The organism is Deltaproteobacteria bacterium, assembly GCA_029860075.1.
In the GTDB taxonomy this organism is placed as follows: domain Bacteria; phylum Desulfobacterota; class JADFVX01; order JADFVX01; family JADFVX01; genus JAOUBX01.
The window spans coordinates 55446-76105 of the sequence record JAOUBX010000013.1 but is presented as its reverse complement, the minus strand read 5'-3'; the positions used below and the strand labels follow the sequence as shown (position 1 = coordinate 76105).

General features: G+C 44.5%; 21 protein-coding genes and 1 riboswitch. Of the genes, 13 read left to right on the top strand and 8 right to left on the bottom strand.

The genetic code is table 11. The annotated features are described in order from the left end of the window. Positions 1-170 precede the first annotated feature (170 nt). The 5 genes from OEV42_06280 to OEV42_06260 all read left to right on the top strand — a co-directional run bounded on the left by OEV42_06280 (position 171) and on the right by OEV42_06260 (position 4976). Complete coding sequence (locus tag OEV42_06280) at positions 171-1001, top strand: carbohydrate ABC transporter permease (GenBank protein MDH3973869.1); 831 nt, start codon at positions 171-173, stop codon at positions 999-1001. 147 nt (positions 1002-1148) lie between these two features. Beyond that, positions 1149-1742 (top strand): hypothetical protein, encoded by a 594-nt coding sequence (locus tag OEV42_06275; protein MDH3973868.1) that lies wholly within the window; start codon positions 1149-1151, stop codon positions 1740-1742. Between the two features lie 35 nt (positions 1743-1777). After that, complete coding sequence (locus tag OEV42_06270) at positions 1778-2848, top strand: ABC transporter ATP-binding protein (protein ID MDH3973867.1); 1071 nt, start codon at positions 1778-1780, stop codon at positions 2846-2848. Next, positions 2845-3642, top strand: coding sequence for a carbon-nitrogen hydrolase family protein (locus OEV42_06265; GenBank protein ID MDH3973866.1), 798 nt, complete (start codon positions 2845-2847; stop codon positions 3640-3642). The genes OEV42_06270 and OEV42_06265 overlap by 4 nt, the downstream gene beginning before the upstream one ends. A gap of 71 nt (positions 3643-3713) precedes the next feature. Beyond that, the gene (locus OEV42_06260) at positions 3714-4976 is read left to right on the top strand and encodes a glycosyl transferase (GenBank protein MDH3973865.1); all 1263 of its coding nucleotides are present in this window, start codon (positions 3714-3716) and stop codon (positions 4974-4976) included. A gap of 84 nt (positions 4977-5060) precedes the next feature. Here the strand turns inward: OEV42_06260 and OEV42_06255 are convergent, their stop codons facing one another. Further along, the gene (locus OEV42_06255) at positions 5061-5198 is read right to left on the bottom strand and encodes a hypothetical protein (GenBank protein ID MDH3973864.1); all 138 of its coding nucleotides are present in this window, start codon (positions 5196-5198) and stop codon (positions 5061-5063) included. 286 nt (positions 5199-5484) lie between these two features. Here OEV42_06255 and OEV42_06250 point away from each other — a divergent pair, with 286 nt between their 5' ends. Both OEV42_06250 and OEV42_06245 read left to right on the top strand, forming a co-directional pair. Then, positions 5485-6312: a helix-turn-helix domain-containing protein gene (locus OEV42_06250; protein ID MDH3973863.1), complete on the top strand. Its 828-nt coding sequence runs from the start codon at positions 5485-5487 to the stop codon at positions 6310-6312. A gap of 167 nt (positions 6313-6479) precedes the next feature. After that, on the top strand, positions 6480-6752 hold the full coding sequence (locus OEV42_06245) for an HU family DNA-binding protein (protein ID MDH3973862.1): 273 nt from the start codon (positions 6480-6482) through the stop codon (positions 6750-6752). A gap of 348 nt (positions 6753-7100) precedes the next feature. Here the strand turns inward: OEV42_06245 and OEV42_06240 are convergent, their stop codons facing one another. Continuing rightward, positions 7101-7541 carry a tetratricopeptide repeat protein gene (locus OEV42_06240; protein ID MDH3973861.1) on the bottom strand — a complete coding sequence of 147 codons (441 nt, stop codon included), beginning with the start codon at positions 7539-7541 and terminating at the stop codon, positions 7101-7103. 58 nt (positions 7542-7599) lie between these two features. After that, positions 7600-7687, bottom strand: a riboswitch (cyclic di-GMP riboswitch). A 248-nt stretch (positions 7688-7935) separates the two neighbouring features. Further along, a complete protein-coding gene (locus OEV42_06235) occupies positions 7936-9384 on the bottom strand; it encodes a mercuric reductase (protein ID MDH3973860.1) in 1449 nt (482 codons plus the stop codon). Positions 9385-9578: 194 nt separating this feature from the next. Here OEV42_06235 and OEV42_06230 point away from each other — a divergent pair, with 194 nt between their 5' ends. Then, on the top strand, positions 9579-10106 hold the full coding sequence (locus OEV42_06230) for a zf-TFIIB domain-containing protein (GenBank protein MDH3973859.1): 528 nt from the start codon (positions 9579-9581) through the stop codon (positions 10104-10106). A 44-nt stretch (positions 10107-10150) separates the two neighbouring features. On the opposite strand, the gene OEV42_06225 is transcribed toward OEV42_06230, so the two are convergent. The 4 genes from OEV42_06225 to OEV42_06210 all read right to left on the bottom strand — a co-directional run bounded on the left by OEV42_06225 (position 10151) and on the right by OEV42_06210 (position 12745). Next, positions 10151-10792, bottom strand: a complete 642-nt coding sequence (locus OEV42_06225; GenBank protein MDH3973858.1) for a hypothetical protein — start codon at positions 10790-10792, stop codon at positions 10151-10153. 36 nt (positions 10793-10828) lie between these two features. Beyond that, positions 10829-11173, bottom strand: a complete 345-nt coding sequence (locus OEV42_06220; protein MDH3973857.1) for a hypothetical protein — start codon at positions 11171-11173, stop codon at positions 10829-10831. A 292-nt stretch (positions 11174-11465) separates the two neighbouring features. Then, positions 11466-11951 (bottom strand): type 3 dihydrofolate reductase, encoded by a 486-nt coding sequence (gene folA, locus OEV42_06215; protein ID MDH3973856.1) that lies wholly within the window; start codon positions 11949-11951, stop codon positions 11466-11468. Next, positions 11951-12745: a thymidylate synthase gene (locus OEV42_06210; protein MDH3973855.1), complete on the bottom strand. Its 795-nt coding sequence runs from the start codon at positions 12743-12745 to the stop codon at positions 11951-11953. Before OEV42_06210 ends, folA begins: the two co-directional genes overlap by 1 nt. Before the next feature lie 282 nt (positions 12746-13027). Between OEV42_06210 and OEV42_06205 the strand changes: the two genes are divergently transcribed. After that, positions 13028-15193, top strand: a complete 2166-nt coding sequence (locus tag OEV42_06205; protein MDH3973854.1) for an FG-GAP-like repeat-containing protein — start codon at positions 13028-13030, stop codon at positions 15191-15193. Between the two features lie 474 nt (positions 15194-15667). On the opposite strand, the gene OEV42_06200 is transcribed toward OEV42_06205, so the two are convergent. Next, positions 15668-16375 carry a response regulator gene (locus tag OEV42_06200; GenBank protein ID MDH3973853.1) on the bottom strand — a complete coding sequence of 236 codons (708 nt, stop codon included), beginning with the start codon at positions 16373-16375 and terminating at the stop codon, positions 15668-15670. A gap of 229 nt (positions 16376-16604) precedes the next feature. On the opposite strand from OEV42_06200, the gene OEV42_06195 reads away from it, so the two are divergent. The 4 genes from OEV42_06195 to ccsA all read left to right on the top strand — a co-directional run bounded on the left by OEV42_06195 (position 16605) and on the right by ccsA (position 20621). Next, entirely contained in the window at positions 16605-17711 is a 1107-nt protein-coding gene (locus tag OEV42_06195) for a cytochrome c biogenesis protein ResB (protein ID MDH3973852.1), read from the top strand. Positions 17712-17890: 179 nt separating this feature from the next. Beyond that, positions 17891-18409 (top strand): hypothetical protein, encoded by a 519-nt coding sequence (locus OEV42_06190; GenBank protein ID MDH3973851.1) that lies wholly within the window; start codon positions 17891-17893, stop codon positions 18407-18409. Next, positions 18406-19722 carry a cytochrome c biogenesis protein ResB gene (locus tag OEV42_06185; protein MDH3973850.1) on the top strand — a complete coding sequence of 439 codons (1317 nt, stop codon included), beginning with the start codon at positions 18406-18408 and terminating at the stop codon, positions 19720-19722. The genes OEV42_06190 and OEV42_06185 overlap by 4 nt, the downstream gene beginning before the upstream one ends. 71 nt (positions 19723-19793) lie before the next feature. Continuing rightward, positions 19794-20621 (top strand): cytochrome c biogenesis protein CcsA, encoded by an 828-nt coding sequence (gene ccsA, locus OEV42_06180; protein ID MDH3973849.1) that lies wholly within the window; start codon positions 19794-19796, stop codon positions 20619-20621. The last annotated feature ends 39 nt before the right edge of the window (positions 20622-20660 follow it).

The following is a 20660-nucleotide window of genomic DNA, read 5'->3' as shown; positions in this document are numbered from 1 at the left end:
TTGCTTTGGTAAACATCCAATTGGAATTATAAATATGAAACTTGGTAAAGTAGAACCTAAAAAAGCACCCAAAAAGTGTTACCCATGTCCATAGGTTAAAGTGTTACCTATCTTTGGGTTGAACATATGAAGTCCCCCTTTAAAAAAGGGGGATTTAGGGGGATTTCAATATGAGCTGGTCCAATCTGATGGCAAAGACCGGTTTTATGTTGATAGTTGCTATCACGGTCCTTCTCAGTCTCCTCCCCTTCCTCTGGTTTCTCCTGACTTCCCTCAAAACACCTATTGAAGTAACGGCCATTCCACCTGCATTGATTCCCTCCTTCTCCCTCGATTTTTATCAATCTGCATTCAAGAGTTACAATTTACAACTCTACCTTAAAAACAGTCTCATTGTTGCCCTGTCGACAACGCTCATATGCATGGTGCTTGCCACCTTTGCGGGATATGCTCTTTCAAGGACTAAAATCAGGGGAAAGGGCGTGATTCTCGGTCTCTTTCTGGCCGTTTCCATGTTTCCCCAGATTTCCATTGCAGGCCCCGTGTGGCGAATTTTAAGGGACTTTGGCTGGCTTAACAGCTATCAGGGATTGATTCTGCCCTACGTGGCCCTTACCCTGCCGCTTGCCGTGTGGATTATGGCCACTTTTTTCCGTGATTTTCCCTGGGAGCTGGAGCATGCCGCCCTCATTGACGGCAGTTCCAGGATAGGGGCTATCTTCCGGGTAGTGCTTCCCCTGTCGGCGCCGGGTTTTTTCACGGCATCTATTCTTGTCTTTATCTATACATGGAATGAATTTTTCTTTGCCCTGCTAATTATGACGGATCCCTCCATGCAGACACTTCCCGTCGGCATTGCCCTCTTTCCCGGTGAATTTACCATGCCCTGGGGGGAGATTGCTGCTGCCTCCGTTGTTTCAACCATTCCTTTAATCTTTATGGTGCTTATCTTCCAGAGAAGAATTATCCAGGGCTTGACGGCCGGGAGTGTCAAGGGGTAGGGTAGTGAAGAGTAAATTGTAGAGACGTCCCGGTGGGACGTCTTTGATATAAGCCAAAAGATAGACGTCCCACCGGGACGTCTCTACGGGAGTAAAGCAAGAAACGTATTCGTAGAGACGACAGGGTGTGTCGTCAAAAAGTATTTTATGAGTAAACTGTATAAAGATAAATATCGTGTTGAATCAGCCAGGCTCAAGGGATGGGATTATAGTGGCAGTGGATATTACTTTGTTACCATTTGTACTAAAGGTATGAAATGTTACTTTGGAGACATAAATAACGGAGCTATTACCCTTTCAGAAACAGGAGTGATCATAGCTGAAGAATGGAATCGTACGGAACGGATCAGGGAAAATGTAAGTTTAGATCAATGGATTGTCATGCCGAATCATTTTCATGGGATAATCATAATTAACAATAATGTAGAGACGTCCCGGTGGGACGTCTCAGGCTTGCAAAATAAAAAGACGCCCCACCGGGGCGTCTCTACGAGTGGTTTGAAAGCGGGAACATTGGGTGCAATTATTGGTCAGTTTAAATCGATTTCTACAAAGAGGTGCAGACTTCTGAATGCAGATTTTGCCTGGCAGCCAAGGTTTCATGACCATATTATTCGCAATGAAAAGTCCCTGCAAGAGATTAGGGAATATATAGAAAATAATGCCCAAAAGTGGGAGTTAGACAGGTATCACCCAAACTGTAGAGACGCCCCGCCGGGGCGTCTGAATTCACGTCTATAAAAGACGTCCCGCCGGGACGTCTCTACGTTTAAAGAATGGAAGAGAATAAAACTAAATTAAACATAAATGGCCTCACCAAGCAATTCGGCAATACGACTGCCCTGTCGGACATCGACTTTTCCGTCGATGAGGGAGAGTTCTGCATATTACTGGGACCTTCAGGCTGCGGCAAGTCGACACTGCTCAGGATCATTGCCGGTATCGAAAATGCCACCCATGGGGATGTTTTCATTGAAAGCCGGAATGTGACCTTGCTTCCTCCGGGGGAACGGGACGTAGCCATGGTTTTCCAGAGCTATGCCCTTTACCCGCATATGACGGTAAAGGAAAACCTGGCTTTTCCTCTGAAGGTGACAAGAACACCGAAAGATGAAGTGAATGAGCGCGTCAGTGAGGCGGCTGAACTGCTTTCCATCGGGGAGCTTCTCTCCCGCTATCCCCGTGAACTTTCGGGCGGGCAGCGGCAGCGGGTAGCCATCGGAAGGACTATTGTCAGGCGGCCAAAGCTTTTTCTCTTCGATGAGCCCCTTTCCAATCTCGATGCGAGGTTGAGGGTTAAAATGCGGGTAGAACTGGCAGCCCTTCACAAGCGCCTTGGGGCAACCATGATTTACGTAACTCATGATCAGACGGAGGCCATGACACTGGGCGAAAAAGTGGTTATACTCGATAAGGGGAAGATCCAGCAAACAGGAACACCGTCGGAAGTGTATAACCGTCCGGAAAATCGATTTGTGGCCTCTTTTATAGGAAGCCCGGAAATGAACTTTTTTGAAGGTGAAATAAGGGAGGGCGGAATGTTCAGGTCAGATATATTTTGCATCGCCATTAATGACAAACTTTCCCCGGGGCCGGCCAGTCTCGGTGTCAGGCCCGAGGACCTTTTATGGGAAGCGTCAGCTTCAACAAAGCCACTTGCCGGGATGAGGGTAGAGCTTGTTGAAAATCTCGGCCCTGAACTGCTCCTTCACCTTGCAGAAGCCGGCACAAAAGTTGTCATGCGCTGTGATCCTCTCCTGTCCGTTTCGGAAGGAGACAGAGTGGTTCTCCATGTTTTAAAAAATAAGTGTCATTTCTACAGGGGTGGCAGGAGGTTAAAGATTTGAGAAAAAAAATCATTATTCCCCAGCTTGGCATCGAAGACGGGAGAATTGAAGAGAACAGGAAAAAGATAAGTAAGGCCATTCGTGAAAATGCCAGGGCCGACCTCATTATCTTTCCCGAACTTGTACTGCAGGGCCACAGATTAAGTTCTTCTACAAAAGAGGAGATGGAAGAGGCCATTAATCTGAGGCCTGAACATACATTGGAGGCCATGCATGATTATGCCCACCGGATGGGAGCGGAGGTTATTTTCGGTGAAATGGATGAAATAAGGGGATCTGTTTATAACCTGGCCGTTTATGTAGGACGGGACAAGATGGATTATTACGCTAAAACACACGTTCACTGGTCGGAGAAATTCAAACCGGGAAGGGAGCTTAAAATTTTCAACACTTCCCTCGGACCCACGGGAATATTGATCTGCTTCGATGCCGCCTTTCCCGAAGCGGCTCGCGTGCTTGCCCTGAAAGGCGCCACGACGATTGTTGTTATAGCGGCAATTCCCGTACATTTTGACATTGAATATATGAGGATCCGGTTGAGGGCTATGGCCCATTTCAACCAGGTTTATGTCCTCTTTGCTAACCGCTGCGGTGAGGGTTTTAGCGGACATAGCGCCGTTATTGATCCCAAGGGAATGATTATTGGCGCCCTTGGAAAAGAGGAGGGCCTGCTGGAAGCGAATATCGATCTTGCCGAAGTGGAGAAGTGGCGTAAAAAAGAAAATATATATGGCAACCGAAGGCCCGAATTATACGGGGCCCTATCAGAAGAAGAAAAAGAAGATCTTTACTGAAAGCCGATGCTGTACATGATATACTCTGTGCTTCAGTTGAATCAAGTCAAGGGATAAGGGGAGGAGAAAAGATGTCGAATTTTTATCAGGAAGGTTCTATCACTACATTTCATGACCTTTACAGGACATGGGATGAAAAGGAATACCTAAGAAAACTCGAGTCAAAGCTGGAGCGTCATGCCGGACAGGTTAAAATCAGCCTCCTCCTGCCCTGCCTTTATTCAGAGTTGAAAAATGCCGATGTGCTTGACAGAATAGTCGGAGAAATTAATAAAGTTAAATATCTCCGGAATATCGTCATTGCTCTTGGCGGGGCAAATGAAGAAGAGTTCAAAGATGCCCAAAAATACTTTAAAAAGCTCAAAAATGAGCGCCGTGACGTGAAAATCGTCTGGGTTGACGGGCCACGGGTACAGGAGATTTTTAATCAGATCAAGGAGCGCGATATACCGACAGGCGTCCAGGGAAAGGGGCAGTCGGTCTGGATTACACTGGGCTATCTTTTTGCCAGAGGCGATTCGGACGTGGTCACTCTCCATGACTGCGATATTGTCACCTACGACAGGACCTTCCTGGCACGCCTTATTGAGCCGGTAGCCAATCCGCACAATGATTTTGAGTTTTGCAAGGGTTTCTACGCCCGTATTTCTCCGACGGAGAGGGCAATGAAGGGGAGAGTGACCAGGCTTTTTATTACCCCTTTTGTGGACTCCATGATAAAAATTATGAATGATCGGGGCCACAGTGAACTTGAGCGCTTTTTTCGATATCACCGAACTTTCAAATATCCCCTGGCAGGTGAATTCACTTTTAGCGCAAAGCTGGCAAGAGGAGTCAATATTGCCTATGACTGGGGTATTGAAGTGGCAACACTATCGGAAGTATACCACCGGGCCCTCAACAGGAAAATTGCACAGGTAGACCTTGCGCCCAATTATGAACATAAACACCAGGCCTTGTCTCCTGAAGATGCCGACAGTGGACTCCACCGCATGGTCGTGGATATTGCCAAGTTTTACCTTAACTATATGCGGTCTCACGGTATCCCACTTGATGATGCTTTTGTCGATATGGTGCTTCATACCTATTTTGAAAATGCCCTGAGATATATCAAGTTCTATAGTGATGATGCGGAAATAAACAATCTTGTTTTTGACCGGCATGAAGAAGAGATCTCAGTGCGCCATTTCAGGGGATTCCTCTGGACTGCCTGGGAGCAGAGCCGCGGCCCCACCGAATCAACACTCATTCCTTCCTGGAACCGCGTTATCTACAGCCTTCCTGACATTTATAGCAATCTTCATGAAGTGGTAGAAAAGGATAATGAGTTATAAGCACTATGTCAGGGAGGTGGGCGAAGCGACCGGCTTCAGGCAGGATAGGTTCCTTCCTGGTTAAGAACATTCTCCATATTGACTTCATTTTTTTGCCTTCCTTCTGTCCTTATAGAAATTTCCTGCCGGCCTTTTCACCGTTAATATTTTCCCTATAAAGGCAATGGCTGCAGTAATGGAATATCCTGCTACAGCAATTGTCTGAATCCATATCTCCTTCATTTTACTTCTCCAAATAACTGCTTTTACTTATTTAGATAAAATTTTTGCAGGAAAGTTACCCTTTTTAAAATCAATTCAAGGTATAAAAATTAGTTAAACAAAAGAAATATTAATTACGAGAGCCTGTAAAGAGGCAATGCTGCAAACATATATACTGCGAATCTAATAATTTGACAGCTTTAGCAATATATGTCGCGTATTTAGCAATATTTGTCGTGTAATTTGGCCTGAATTGTGCTACATCTATGAATTGCTATTTAAAGCAATAAGTAAGGTGGAGACTTAAATGACTGGAGGAAAGTTTAATCTTATCCTGGCTTGTGATGACGTAAAAAGAAGGAATATGCTTCATTGCGTATTAAGGCATGAGTACCAGGTGTACATGCCTTCATGCGCAGCGGATATTCTCAATTATACTTTTGCATCAAATGTGGTTGCTCTTATAAGTGAATGTTTTCAAAAGAACGATGGCCTTCAGGTTCTCGGCAATATTAAGCGCGCAAAGCCTTATATTCCTGTCATTTTTACGGCCTTGAAGGGTTCGGAAAATCTATGCCTCAATGCTTTCAGGCTCGGCGCTAAAGATTACTTTTCAGAGCCTGTTGATTTTAAAGAACTCGTGAAGTGTATAGAAAATGTCATTTCCCTTTCCCTGAGAAACCAGCGTTTCAGAACAATGCAGGAATTGCACTGCTATGATGAGTATCAGGAGCGTTGTGGCGATAGAAGAAAAGGGGATGACAGGAGAAAAGATGCGCATAGAAAAAATGCCCCTGACAGAAGAGAGACTATTGACAGGAGGCATGCTTTAGTAAAGAAAACGCTTCTTTTTATTGAGGAGAACTACAGTAAAGACCTCAACCTGGGCATCTTATCCAAGGTCGCAGGCATGAGCAAGTCTCATTTTTCAAGGCAATTTAAGGAAATAACAGGCGTTACCTATGCCAGGTATCTTTGCATGGCAAGAATCAGGGAAGCAAAAAGATTGCTTAAAAACGCTCCCTTTTCAGTTAGTGAAATCTGTTATGCTGTCGGTTACAATGATTTAACTCATTTTGAACGGTCATTCAAGAATATGGAAGGTTTGACTCCAAGTCAATTCCGCAGAAAATAAGAATTTATTTCCCTGCTTGTTTCTTTAAATCCCGCAAATTTCCATGATTATTGCCTTTCTTAAAGCATTCTGCTAAAAAATTTCTAAAATATGTACAATAAATTTGACAAACAGGTGCTAAATATACTAAATATTCATAGTATGATAATTTATAAAGGAGGCACGAGATGACCAGAGATGAGCTTGTAGAAAAAATAGCGGGTGAAGCGGGGATATCAAAAAAGGAAGGAACGGCAGCGCTTAAGGCGATGCTGGAAGGGATTTCAGGTGCGCTGGCTAAAGGTGATGGACTGACATTGGTTGGTTTTGGTACTTTCTCAGTATCACAACGGTCTGCCAGAACAGGCAGAAATCCTCAAACAGGGGCAGCGATTAATATTCCTGCCAGCAAAGGGGTAAAGTTTAAGGCCGGCAAGGCGCTTAAAGAAGCGGTAAAATGATTACCCGTTAATTTGATGTAAAAAAGGGCTGCCATAGGGCAGCCCTTTTTTATTTTGATTCTTTCACAGAAGGTGTAATCCCGGAGAAGGCAATTGGTTAATGGTTCAGCTATGGATTAAGGGTAAAGGCCATCAAATTCATCTGTACTTTAAATAATATCAAAAAACATTATTGTCTTCATCGTGAAAAGAATTTATGGCGCTCATTATTTGTGACAAGCGCCATTCCCCGCAACTCGCCGTGATACAAAAAATAATATTTCCCGCCGATGTGCCGCCACTTTGCTGCCTGGTGTTGATTCCTTAATCTCTATCCGTTTTTTTAGACATGAACCTCAAGTTGATCTGTTATTTTGGCCCTGTACGGAACTTGCCTGCAATCTTATTGATTGGATGAGACCGTTCAAGAAAGGAAAATACGGGCGCTTTGCGAACACCGAACCTGTTTAGTATGCTTATCAACCTTTTATTTCCGGGGAGGGCTCTCAGGCCGGCCTTTATCGTTTGAATTGCCTTCCCCTTTTGACTTACTCTCCTGTATATGTCGGCAAGATTAAAATAAAAAGAAGCGTTATGTTTATTCTTATTTATGGCTTCCCTGCAAAGTTCTATGGCCTTTTTCATATCTTTGCCTGATCTTGCCAGGGCCACACCAAGCATGGAAAGCGCTTCAGCGGGCCGCCCCTCCCGGTCTACAATCTCTTCCAGGCTTTCGATAGCAATGTTATATTGCTTGAAGCGAATCATATCCATAACCAGTTCATATCTGTCCTTTTCCTGATTTTCCATTGTTCCCTCCCGGCTTTTTTCCGGGCGACAATAAAAAAACCGCCCGAGTTATTAATACTCTGGCGGCCCGGCTGACGTAGAAGTTTTGCTTCTTTAGTCCCGAAACTCTGCGACCCTGCGTTTCCACAAGTTTGCTCTGAGACAGAGATGTTTTTTCAGCTAACACTATATTTATGCAAAATCTGCACCTAAAATAGCAAATTCAGCAATGTTTTCCATAACTTAGCTTTATATAAAAGGAAATGCACAAGATGAAAGAGGATAAATGTATCTATGAAAGGAAGAAAAAAAGTATTTTCCCATAAAAAAAAGGAAAAAAATGCAGCTTTTAATGAAAACATTTCAAAATTAATGGAGCGCTTAAAATGATAAAAGAGCAAAAAATAACTCTTCTTTACAAATTAAACTTTCTTGCCAGGCTAATTATTGTCCTGGCGATTTTTGGAAATGATCCGCTGAAAAGCTTTTCCCTGTAGTACTGATCACAGGCCCGTTTAACAGCCTGCGACGTGGTGGGATAAACATGAATGGTTTGAGAAATTGTGGTAATAGGAAGATTAGCCTTCATTGCCAGCACATATTCGTGAAGGAGTTCACCGGTGTGAGGCCCCAGAAGGTGAGCGCCGACAAGACGCTTTTTCTTGTCCACAATAAGTTTAATAAGGCCCTGGGCTTCACCTTCAATGACTGACCTGTCAACATCACTGAAGCTGAACCTGTAAATGGAAATGTTCTTACTGCCAAGTTGCTCTTTAGCTTCATCTTCCGTAAGACCGACCCTGCCAAGTTCCGGATCCGTATAGGTTACCCAGGGAACCACCCTGTAATCAGCTTTTCTCTTAACAAATGGAAAGAGGGCGTTAGTAATAACAAGTCCAGCCTGGTATTCAGCAATGTGAGTAAAGGCGTAAGGTCCCGCCACATCTCCACAGGCAAAAATATGCTTAACATTTGTCCTCATCCTGTTATCAACCTTGATTCCCCGCCTCTCGTCATAATAGACGCCTGCCGCTTCAAGATTGAGCCCATTTACGTTTGGAGAGCGGCCTATGGCAATCATGATTTCATCAACCTTAAAGGTCTTGTCTCCTGTGGGGCAGCTGGCGTTGATAACCTTTTTATCTCCTTCAAGGCTTACCTTATTGACTTCCGTACAGGTAACGATCTCAAGTCCTTCTTCTACCAGGATTTTCTCAAGCCTATGGGAAAGTTCCTCATCTTCCCTTGGGAGAATTTGTCCCATTTTTTCAATAACCGTAACCGAAGCTCCAAGGCGAAGAAAGACGTGAGCAAACTCCATTCCAATAGGGCCGGCGCCAAGAATGGCTATAGACTTTGGCAGCTTGTTCATTTGCAGGGCCGTTATATTAGTGAGCGGATTAACTGCTTTAAGGCCGGGAATAGGCAGAACAACGGGACTTGATCCCGTTGCTATTAAAAAGCGTCTTCCCTGGAGTTTCCTGCCGTTAACTTCAAAAGTGGAACTGTCAACAAAGTGTCCGCTTCCAAAAAAGACATGCACGCCCATTTTACGGAATCGCTCGGGATCATCATGGACGGCTATTTCACTCTGGATGCGCCTCATATTTTCCATTACTTTTGAAAAATTGACCTTTGGCGCTTCTCCTTCGAGACCAAACTCTTCAAAGCGCCTGCTTAAAGAGGCGATCTTTGCGGAATGTACGAGGCGTTTTGTGGGCACGCAGCCGTGGTGAAGGCAATCGCCGCCCAGGTCGGACTTGTCAACAAGTGCAACTTTTGCACCCAGTTGTGAGGCGCCGCTTGCCGTTACAAGGCCCCCCACACCACCGCCTATAATTACAATATCGTATTTATCCATCATATTCTCCGCTTTAAAGTTGTCCTTATAACTCTAACAAACTTTTTTAATAACTCAATACTATCCGATGCTAATACCTCTGTTAATATGATATTTTATGATACTAATTGATTCAATTCTTTGCCATCTCATGAGAAGCTTGTCAAATTATAAAAAATATAGTACCTTTTTTTAAACCTTTAATTGAAGGAGTTGCCATGAAATGCCCGTCCTGCAGTAGTGAACTGGAAGAAAAAAAGGTTCAAAATATTACGGTAGATGTCTGTTCCGGGGGGTGTGGCGGTATCTGGTTCGATAATTTTGAACTTAAAAAAGTTGATGAAAGTCATGAAGCTGCCGGAGAGGAACTTCTGAATACCGAAAAAAGTGCAGCCATTCAAGTTGATTTGTCAAAGAAAAGATCCTGTCCCAGGTGTGATAATCAACCGATGATAAAGCATTTTGCCAGTGTCAAAAAAGAGGTTGAAGTTGATGAATGTCCCTCATGTGGAGGATACTGGCTCGACGATGGAGAACTGGGCAGAATAAGGACGCAGTTTACTTCGGAAGAAGAGAGGAGAGAGGCGGCAAAGAAACACTTCTCCCTCTTATTCGACGGCAAACTCAATGAGATGAGTCGGGAAGGTGAGGAAAACCTTGAAAAAGCAAAAAAGATTGCCGGCATATTTCGCTTCATTTGCCCCTCCTGCTATCTTCCGGGCAAAGAGGAGGGCGGCGCTTTTTAAACCTTGACAGGGAATACCCCGCTGCCTGCGCTGCAGTGGATGGTTCAGCTTTTGAACTTTATTGATGACATGAATTTTTCTACTATCATTTTTGTTTCATCATTGAAATAATTGACTATAATTGAAATAGCGTGCTTACCCGATATCGTTGCGTAATACCTCTGGTACACGATATCCTTACCCACCTTTGCATAGGCATTAACCGTATCATATTCTCTGCCGTTAAAAGTCGATGTTTCGCAATTTTGGTCAAAAGTATAAGCTATTTGTCCTCTCTCCAGAACAGCTATCACATGTTTCAAATAGTCGCAGGCTGTTTTGGCCTCCGGAAAGTTTTTCATATTTTGCGCTACAGAGAGCACACTTGGATTTACTTTTAATTGAGAACCGTGACGGAATTCGAAAAAGCTGAAGAGAGGAAGGGTTTTTTCGATCGCTTCCTGAACTGCTGCTTTCATTTCTCTTTCATCTGTTTTACCTGATGGCGCTTTTTTATGCTGCTGTAAAAATAGACTTTCTTTAACATCACGAGCGTACCATCCTTCCGGTTTTTCAACGGTGAATCCGAAATAATTATTTTCGTAAAGATTACCTTTTTTATGATAAGTTACTGGTGACGGGTCCGGTTTTTTACTGCAAGCGCCGACTAAAAATATAAGAAGAGCAATAATTAAATATTTTTTCATTATTAGACTAACCAGGCGTTAATATGTTGAATTTTTTCAGGCCTCATCCTTTTCCCGGGCAAGCGTCTTTTTTATAAAATAAATGACTTCCGAGTGGTAGGCGAAGGAACAGCTGTCGCAATCGAATTTATCTCTGTTATTTTTTTCTACTTTTACAAAATTGAATGGGCCGTACTTTTCACTTAATTCCCCAATTTTTTTAAGACATATTTTCTTTTTTGTTCCTTCTCTTGCCGATTCAGCATATTTATAACAGGCGGCTTCAAACTTTTCTTCACTCTCGAGGTTCACCGATTCCCTGAATAATTCTCTCCCTTTTTTACCCTTGTAATAGATGATGATGGGTACAACAATAATAAGCAGGACGATGATCTTGAGCATTATTATACCTCTTCTCCGTTATTTAGTTTTCATCCGGAAACTATAATAAATGAAACTATGTTTTCAATTCGGAAAGGAGGGATTTTTTGCAAGGTCAAGGAAATCAAGGGTTTGCGCGGAGATGTACTACTGTACATCGCACAAGCAAAACCGAAGATTGACGCAGAGATTGCGAAAAAGCACCCTTTCCGGATGAAAACTATTTAAGGCCTCTATATAAAATAATCCTTTTTTGCCTCCTTTGTCTACTGCCTACTTTTTAGCGCCTTAAACAGATTGATTAAATAATCTCTTATCGCTCGAGAATAAAAAAACTGTAAGGATAGGGGTTTTTCTCATCGGCCTCGTGGTCTTCACAAAATACCTGAGTCCATTTATCCCTGTCAAAGGGAGGAAAGTTTGCGTCTCCCTCAAAATTCTCATGAATGATGGTAAGGTAAAAACGATTGGCCCTGGACAGCATCTGCCCGTAAAAAGAGGCGCCTCCGATAATCATGATTTCATCTTTTGGTTCAGCCGCGTTCAGAGCCTCGTCAACGGAATGGACAACGACGGCGCCTTCCGCACGATAGGCAGGATTACCGGTAATAACAACATTCTGCCGTCCCGGCAAGGGTTTTGCCCCGAAAGATTCAAAGGTTTTCCTGCCCATGATGATGGGTTTGCCCATGGTCTTTTCCTTAAACCACTTCATATCGGCAGGAAGTCTCCAGGGAAGACGGTTATCTATTCCGATAACCCTGTTTTCAGACATTGCGGCAATGAGAGAGATAATCATCAGACGGCCACCGGCGCTTTGATGTGGGGATGGCAACGGTAGTTTACCAGTTGGAAATCCTCATATTTAAAGCCGAAGATATCCTTCACATGAGGGTTGATCTTCATTGTCGGCAAAGGATGGGGGAGGCGCGAAAGCTGAAGTTTACCCTGTTCCAAATGGTTGGAATAAAGGTGGGCATCGCCGAAGGTATGAATGAATTCACCGGCTTTCAAACCTGTCACCTGTGCTGTCATCATGGTCAGCAGCGCGTAAGAGGCAATATTGAAGGGCACCCCGAGAAAGATATCGGCGCTCCGCTGATAGAGCTGGCATGAAAGCTTGCCCGCTGCCACATAAAACTGGAAAAAAGCATGGCATGGCGGAAGGGCCATATTTTCAATTTCTCCCACATTCCAGGCGCTTACAATAATGCGCCGCGAGTCGGGGTCAGTTTTGATCTGCTCGATAATCTCGCTGATCTGATCGATCCTGCGTCCGTCGGGCGCAGGCCAGGAACGCCACTGGGAGCCGTAAACAGGACCGAGGTTACCCTTTTCATCAGCCCATTCATCCCAGATAGATACGCCGTTATCCTTGAGGTACTTTATGTTGGTATGGCCTTTTAAAAACCAGAGCAGTTCATGAATGATGGAGCGAAGATGGACTTTCTTCGTCGTTACCAGCGGAAAACCCTCTTCAAGGTCAAATCGCATCTGGTAGCCAAATACACTCCTTGTTCCTGTGCCGGTTCTGTCTTCCTTGAAAACACCCTTATCTATGACGTGTTGCATGAGATCAAGATATTGCCGCATTCTTCAGGTCCTTTTATCAGGTTTTTTGCAATAAGATAACCTTTTTTCGAAGATTCTGCAACGGGCGTCTTTACATTGAAAGTGGGGTGATAAAAATGTTTGTTCCAGAAAAATATGTAAAAAAGCAAAAAAAGCCGAAAGAAAGTCTGAAAAAAAGCAAAAAAAGCCGAGTATTAATATTATTATTCCGATAGAGTAAGACATAGAACAGGCTGTCACCGCTTGAGGATAAGGTCAGGGGAAGTATTATCTTAAAAACTTTTATATAAGAGGAGGGTGGATATGAAATTACATTATTTGAAATATTTAAAGAAAAAAGTTTTTTTTCCGGTTTTTCCTTTTCTGCTTGTGATTATCCTGACATTACTTAGCAGCACATCACTGGCAGGCGACATTTTTGCGCCACCTGTTTTATACAATCTGGACGATTATTCACGGGATGTGGAAATGGGTGATTTTAATGGTGATGGAAATAATGATTTGGCGCTGCTTAAGCGCTCGGGAATAGTATCCGTACGTCTTGGAAAGGGTGACGGTACCTTTGGAGGGACGACCGACTTCACAGTTCCCTACGGTCCGTGGCACATGGTTGTGAAAGATTTTAGCAATGACGGCGTCCTGGATATAGCGGTTATTTCCTATATTTATTCCGATGCTTTGACTATTCTGCTTGGAAATGGTGACGGAACATTTATTACCCATCAAGAAATGAATAGCGGCGACCATATGCAACATTCTATCATTTCTGAAGACTTTAATAATGACGGCGAGACAGATCTGGCGATTGGAAACGGGTCAGGAGTGCGTTTATTATCAGGTAATGGAGATGGGACTTTCACCGTTAACAGTCAGATTGACATTACACCGCGAAGATTGAATAATTTGGCTGCCGGCGATTTCAATGGTGACGGCAATTTTGATATTTTTGTCGCTAATCATAACGATTTCGGCCATGGCCCATATATTTTGCTGGGAAAGGGCGACTATTCCTTCCAGGTATTAGATCTTTATGATAGATTCCCATCAATTGGGAGCGCTGTAAGCGTTGCCGCTGCCGGGGATGATTTTAACGGTGATGGAAAAATTGATATTGCAGTAGCGTCAAATTCTTACGGCAACGCGCTTTCTTTGCTTCCGGGAAATGGTGACGGCACTTTTCAACCAAGCCGTAAAGTGATTTCTATCTATGGTGGTCACCACGAGGTGACTACAGCAGACATGAATTGTGATGGTAATCGAGACATTATTGTAACCTCCTCCTTTCCTGCTACAAAAATTGACGTGCTCTTTGGTAACGGCGATGGGACTTTTTTATCAGCCGACAGGTATTATACAGGCGGTATTTATATTCATGGCATGTCTGTGGGGGACCTTAACAATGACGGGAATGTGGATATCGCCGTTATTAATTTATTATCCCAGACTTTGTCAATTTTGATGAATACAGGTATTGCCTGCATCCCGCAAATTACGGCAGACGCCGGGTCCGTCCAGATTGTGGAGCAAACCTCACCAGCCGGCGCCGACGTTCTTCTTGACGGATCTGCTTCATGGGGAGACAATCTGACCTATGAGTGGACATGGCCCGGAGGTTCCGCTACCGGAATCAGTCCAACGGTCACGCTTCCTGCCGGAGTGACTGAAGTGACTCTTACGGTATCAGATGGCAATAGTCTGGATAGGGATACCGTTCTTATTACCGTAGAAGACACAATTGCCCCGTCAAGCTCCGCTCTCATAAACGGTGTTCCTGGAAATGCCGGCTGGTACCTTTCGGATGTTAACGTTAGCATTTTTGCAGCAGATTCAGGTTCCGGCGTTAAAGAGATACGCTATCGGGTGAACAGCGGTGTTGAGCAAGTTGTATCAGGAACGAGGGCAGCTTTAACCCTGTCTTCGGAAGGTGCCTTCACTGTTTCTTACAGGGCCGTTGATAATGCGGGAAATGTAGGGACCATCAATACTGTATCGGGAAATATTGATAAAATACCCCCTGCTCTTACAATTATTAGTCCAACAGCAAGCGATTATCCCATCTCTCAAACAATAATTATTGATTACATGGTTTCCGATACAGGTTCCGGACTTCTATCTTCTTCCGCAAGCCTTGACGGCGTTGCCCTTAACCAGGGTCAGGCAGTGACGCTGTACAGTTTAGCGCCCGGGAGCCATACTTTTTCCTTAACAGCTAATGATGTGGCAGGCAACTCGATTACACAAAATATCACCTTTAGTATAACAGTAACTTCTGATTCACTTTCAGAGCTTATCGATATTCTTTATGCCATAGGTGAAATTGACAACAAAGGAATGGCAACCAGTCTCAAGCAGCAAGCACAAAAGGGCCGGACAAATGCCCTTTTAAATCATATCGATGCGCAGGCTGACAAGCATATTTCCACTGATGGGGCAGATATTTTAAGAAGGGCTGTCAGCGCTCTTCAGTAAGCCCATTTACAGAAAAAAGGCCCCCCTTCATTATAAAGGGGGGCCTTTTTTATTTTAATGACAGAAAAAAAGATTAATATTGTTATTTTTTACCCATTGCCGCTGCATTATCCGCCAGTCTGACAAGATTCAAGAACTCACTCCTGTAGCGGAAGCGGTCTTTACCACGGGTATTTTCAGCAATGGCCGGGACATTCTTATAGGTGAAGCTTCTGTATAGGCGCAGCCTTTCAGAATTTGACTGAATGGCGCGACAGAAGCTGCGCAGCGGATGCCTTCGGGAACCTTCACCATTTCAGTATATTCCAGAGGAGAGTCGACAGGTGTCGTTATGAGGCGGCTCTTGTCTTCCTTTAAAGGCGAGAGATTATGGCATTTTTCAGATATGCCGTGATGTGCTGTCGAGCGTCGGAAGAAGCGTGGCGCTTTAGGTCATGGCGCTAAACCTAAACTATGTAAATGCTTTATCCTGAACTAGAGAAGGTAATCGCCCAGCCCCACATATCGCTTTATGGCTTCAATTGCATTATCATCAAGGGCAGTAAACCTGACGCCGAATCCGGGGGCAATCCGTGTGGGCTGGTGCAGTCTCTCATCCGTATTCCAGGCCACAACGCCTGCAACTTCCAGTTGAGAGGTAATCTCGGGAATGGCAAAACGGATCTTGATACTCGTTCCCCTTTCGAGAATGGCTTCCCCCTTGATAAACATGCCACCTTCACTGATGCAGAAGATTATGCCGTCACATTCCCCCTTGCCGCAGCTATAGTTGACAGGAACACAGATAGGCACGCGCCTGTGCTCCCTCGTGGGCACTTCCATGTATCGCTTTACCTTGGTAAGAAGCGCCATTTTATCGAGGGGCTTTTCAAGGCAGTCATCACAGCCGGCGCTTCTGCTCATTTCAATACTTTCACTGTTTCCCGCCGTCGTAAGCATGATGAGGGGAATTCTGCCGGTAGCCTTGTTTGTCTTTATCTGCCTGCAACAGGCATCACCGCTTATGTCACTTAAATGAAAGTCCATGAGAATAACATGGGGAGTATGATTATTGAGAAGTTTAAGTGTCTCCCGCCCGCTGGCGGCAGTGAGAACTTCAAGGCCGGACCTTGTGAGAAATTCCTTCATGGCCTGCATGAAAAAATGGGAGTCGTCAACAAGTAAAATTTGCTTTGTTTTCATAATCACTGCCTGTAGTTGAAGGGAATTGAGGTCATAGTACACAAAGGGGGTGGGTAAAGCAAGGTCATATGCGTTGAAATAAAGCAGATAAAAAACAGATGAGGGATTGTGCCTTTTTTTATTTTTTTATGCAATGATTGGCGCCATCTTTTCGTATGCCCGGCTGCGGCTGTGACTCACAGATTGACTCTGCCTTTTCTTATCCTCCAGGATATGCTAAATTACCCTCATGCCGATAGCGCCATTAACTAAAAGAATTGTCTCCTTTTTTCTGTCAAGAAAGGTAGCGATTACGCTGCTTGTTCTCATGACGGCGCTTCTTGTATTGTCATCTCAATTGCCCGATATTAACATGATGGATGAAGAGATGCGGCTCTTTTACCAGAAAGAGCGTTCCTTTTCCTACAACTTTTCAAAAACCTTTGGCGGTACGGGAATTATATCTTCCCCCTGGTTTTACGTTCTGCCTGCCTTTATATTTCTCAGCACCCTCATCTGTACCATTGAAAGGTTGATAAGGCGCAAGAAAAAAGACCCTGGTTTCTGGGGCTCAATGATATTTCATGCCGGGCTCCTTACCATTATTGTTGCCGCCATGATCACGAAAATTACCCTCTTCGAGGGGGAGGTGCTTCTTACGGAAGGTTATAGCTTTCCCCTTGGACGGGAAGGTTATCTCAGGATATTACGGGAACCTGAAAGCGGTATTGAACTGCCCGAAGGAAGCATTACCATGACAAGGTATGCAAACATTTACCAGGGGGAATTTGCCATCGACCATGAGGCGAGCGTTACCATCGACAGGGGGGACATTCCTTTTGAGACCGTTATCAAGGTCAATCATCCCCTCAAAATTGACGGCCTTCAATATACGCTTCATAAATATGGCTTTGCTCCTGCTTTTGTCGTAAAGGGTGACAAAGGGGAGGTACTCGTCGATGCTTTTATTAACCTTGTCGTTGTCAAGGGAAAGGAAGATTCCTTTGAAGTGCCGGGAAAGAATACGATGATCTACGTCAGGTTTCATCCTGACTTTGAAATGACGGATAAAGGTCCCCGCAGCAAGTCCCGGCTTCCCAATAATCCTGTTGTTGCCGTCAAAGTCAAACGATGGGGCAAGGAATCAAAATTCCAGCACATTAAAATGGGAAGCTCGGCCAATATTATGGGCTATCATATTAGCTTTCCCGAACTGAAATACTGGGCCCATTTTCTCGTAAAGAGAGATCAGGGTATTCCTGTCTTTATTGTCGCTTTTTTTCTTGTTGTGGGCGGGCTCTCTATGAGGTTTCTGACTATGAAGCGGAACGTCAAAGGGGAGGCAGGAAAAGCATAATTTATCAATGAGGAAAGACTGAAAATATCCGGACGGCGATTTGGCTATGATTTGATTCGCTTCGGCAAGCCCCGGGCAAAAGGTTTTAATTGTCTGTCATTTCGAGACAAGGATCTCTCCTTGCAGCGAAAAGGGCATCCCAAAATCTGTGTCTGAAAAAAAGAGGAAAATATTTTTTAATGAAAAAAACACTCTATATGGTTATGGGTTCACTTGTTTTGTTTTTCCTTTTTGCCTATATTGACGAGTATGAAAAGCTTATTTTGCCTCTTTTTAAAGACGAGACGAAGGTTTCAGCGGTTGACGCGGAAAATAGCTTTACTGAAGAGAAACTTTATGGATTTCTCAAAGACTTTAATGAACAGCTCTCCGGCGCTCATGCCGCATCCAATCCGGGCATGGCCTGGCAACTCCCGGCCAGCCCCGAGGTGCAGCGATCCATCCATGATGAACTGGTTTATAATCTGACGAATAATATTACCGTAAAAAGTGAAGTAAGGTCCCTGGTTATTCTTCGCGTTGAGGCGTTTTCTCCCTTGTCAGGCAAGGTGACGGTCCTTGAAACCTCTGAAGGGGGAGAGACGGGGCGAAAGGAGATGGCTGTTGCCTATATTATTGAAAAAGGTGAAAAAGGGCTGCTTGTGACAGACATGGAGTCTGTGGCCCGGGCTGAAAAGGAAGGCAGGGCGGCCCCATGAAGTTCATCAAAAAAAGCTGGGATTTTCTCGGTTCCCGTAAGCTTTCTGTTTTTATCTTTGTTATGGCAATTGTTTATTACCTTCTGCTTTATGCTTTCAGTCTTGTCGTTCCTGACTGGTGGCTTGCTAACCTGAGCAAACTTCTGCCTTATAAAGTGCTCTATCTTCTCTTTGTTATTAATCTTGTCATTTGTGAAATTAAATGGATCCCCGCTGTTTTGCGGCGTTGTAAAAAACCTGCCCCCCCGGCTTCGCCTGAGGACCTGAAAAGGTTCAGAGACAAATCGGAACTGGCGGAGGATTCAGTAAATGCCAAAGCGTTTGCATCCTATCTGAAAAAAAGATTATACACCGTTAGTGAAGGGAAGCGTCATGGTGAACTGTCTCCAGGGGCTGAAAATCCCTTTTTGCTTTACGCTTATGGCGGCAGATTTTCACCACTTGGCAATGTCATGTTTCATATTGCTTTTATACTCATTCTTACAGGCATTTACGTCAGCCTTCAGTACCGTTTTGAAGGAAAGGTGTATCTCGTTGAGGGGCAAAAGTTTACCGGCACATATGGTGAATATGCACAACTCCATGCGGCGCCCGGCGCGGATTTTATGAAAACACCTTTTCTGGTAAAAGATATAAAAACGGATTTCTGGGGAAGCCATCTCCTGTTTACCGATCTCAGGGCAGACATTACATCCGGTGAAAAGACATTCCCCGTGTGGCTTAGCAAGGCAGGAAGCATTGATGGTTACCGTATTACCATAGAGGAGCTAAATTATACGGCAAGCTATATTTTGAGCGACAAAAACGGCAGATTGGCGGACCAGGGGGCCGTCAATCTTGCCAACTTCGGACCGGGGTCCTTCGATTCGTTTCAGATACCGGGCTTTCCCTATAAAATATCGCTTTCCATTTATCCCGATGCCGTTTTGTCGGAAGGCATGCTCGTCAACCGGTCTATGAACCTTAATAACCCGGCCAGCCAGGTGAAGGTGGTAAAAAACAAGCGGCTCCTCTATTCAGGAGTAGTCAAGGGGGGACAGCCCCTGTTTTTTGATGATTATAAACTCTCTTTTCCAAAAATCAGTTATAATGGTGCATTCAGCATCGTCAGGGACCCGGGCTTGCGGTGGATTATTGCGTCATTTTTTATGATGATCACGGGGCTTGTCTGGCGGATGATTTTTTGCAGGAATGAAGTGGCGCTGGTGCAGGGTGAAGGCAAGGTCTTCATCTATACCCGGTCGGACTATTATCCCGTTACATTTAAGGGAAAATGTAGTAAAGTTGCAATGACAAAGGGGAGAGCATCATAAAGCCCCTTTCCCAAAGGGGGCTTAGGGGGATTTTTGAAGGGAGCAAAAAATACGCTCAAGGGTGAGTTGACATGACAAACATAGAAGCCATATTTATCTGGATAGCCCTTTATATCTATTTCTCAAGCTTTATCGCCTTTCTCTGGGGATTTGTCTTCAAGAAGGAGAAGCCTGTTATATGGGGCTGGCGGTTGGCCCTCATAGGTTATTTGCCCCACAACATCAGCATGATCATAAGATGGGTCGAGACAGGGCATGCGCCGGTCATGCGTTCCTATGAAAATGCGACGCTCGGCGCCTGGTTTATTCTCCTGATCTACTTTACTATTCGTTGGCGGAGTAAAAAGCTGGAAATACTGGGCATTGCCATTGTTCCCATTATCTTGCTCATGATAGGCAACGGCATCATGTCAAAACCCTACCTGGAGCCCCTTTCACCTCCTTTCAGGAGCAACTGGCTCATACTTCATGTGCTTTTTGCCTGGATAGCCTATGGAACTTTCTGTATCATGGCGGCACTTGGTATGGTCTATTTGCTGAAGAGCAGGGCTTTAGCCGCTGGAAAGGAAATCCCTTTTTATGAACGCTTCCCCGATCTCAATATTTTGGATTACTTGCTTGTTAAGACAGCCATCTTCGGTTTTATCGCCCTCTCCGTAGGGGTTGGCGCCGGGGCCATATGGGCCTATGGTCTCTGGGGACGCTACTGGGGATGGGACCCCATAGAAACATGGTCGCTAATCACCTGGCTTGTTTATGCCATCTATATCCATCTCGGGGTGACCCTGGGATGGAAGGGAAAAAGAATGGCCTGGCTTGCCATTGTTTCCATCATATTCGTTTTTATCACTTTTGGGGGAATCGGCTTTATACAGGGAATTCATACGACGATTCTTTAATGGCCCGGTGATAGAAAGCGGCAATAAAGTTTTTAGGTA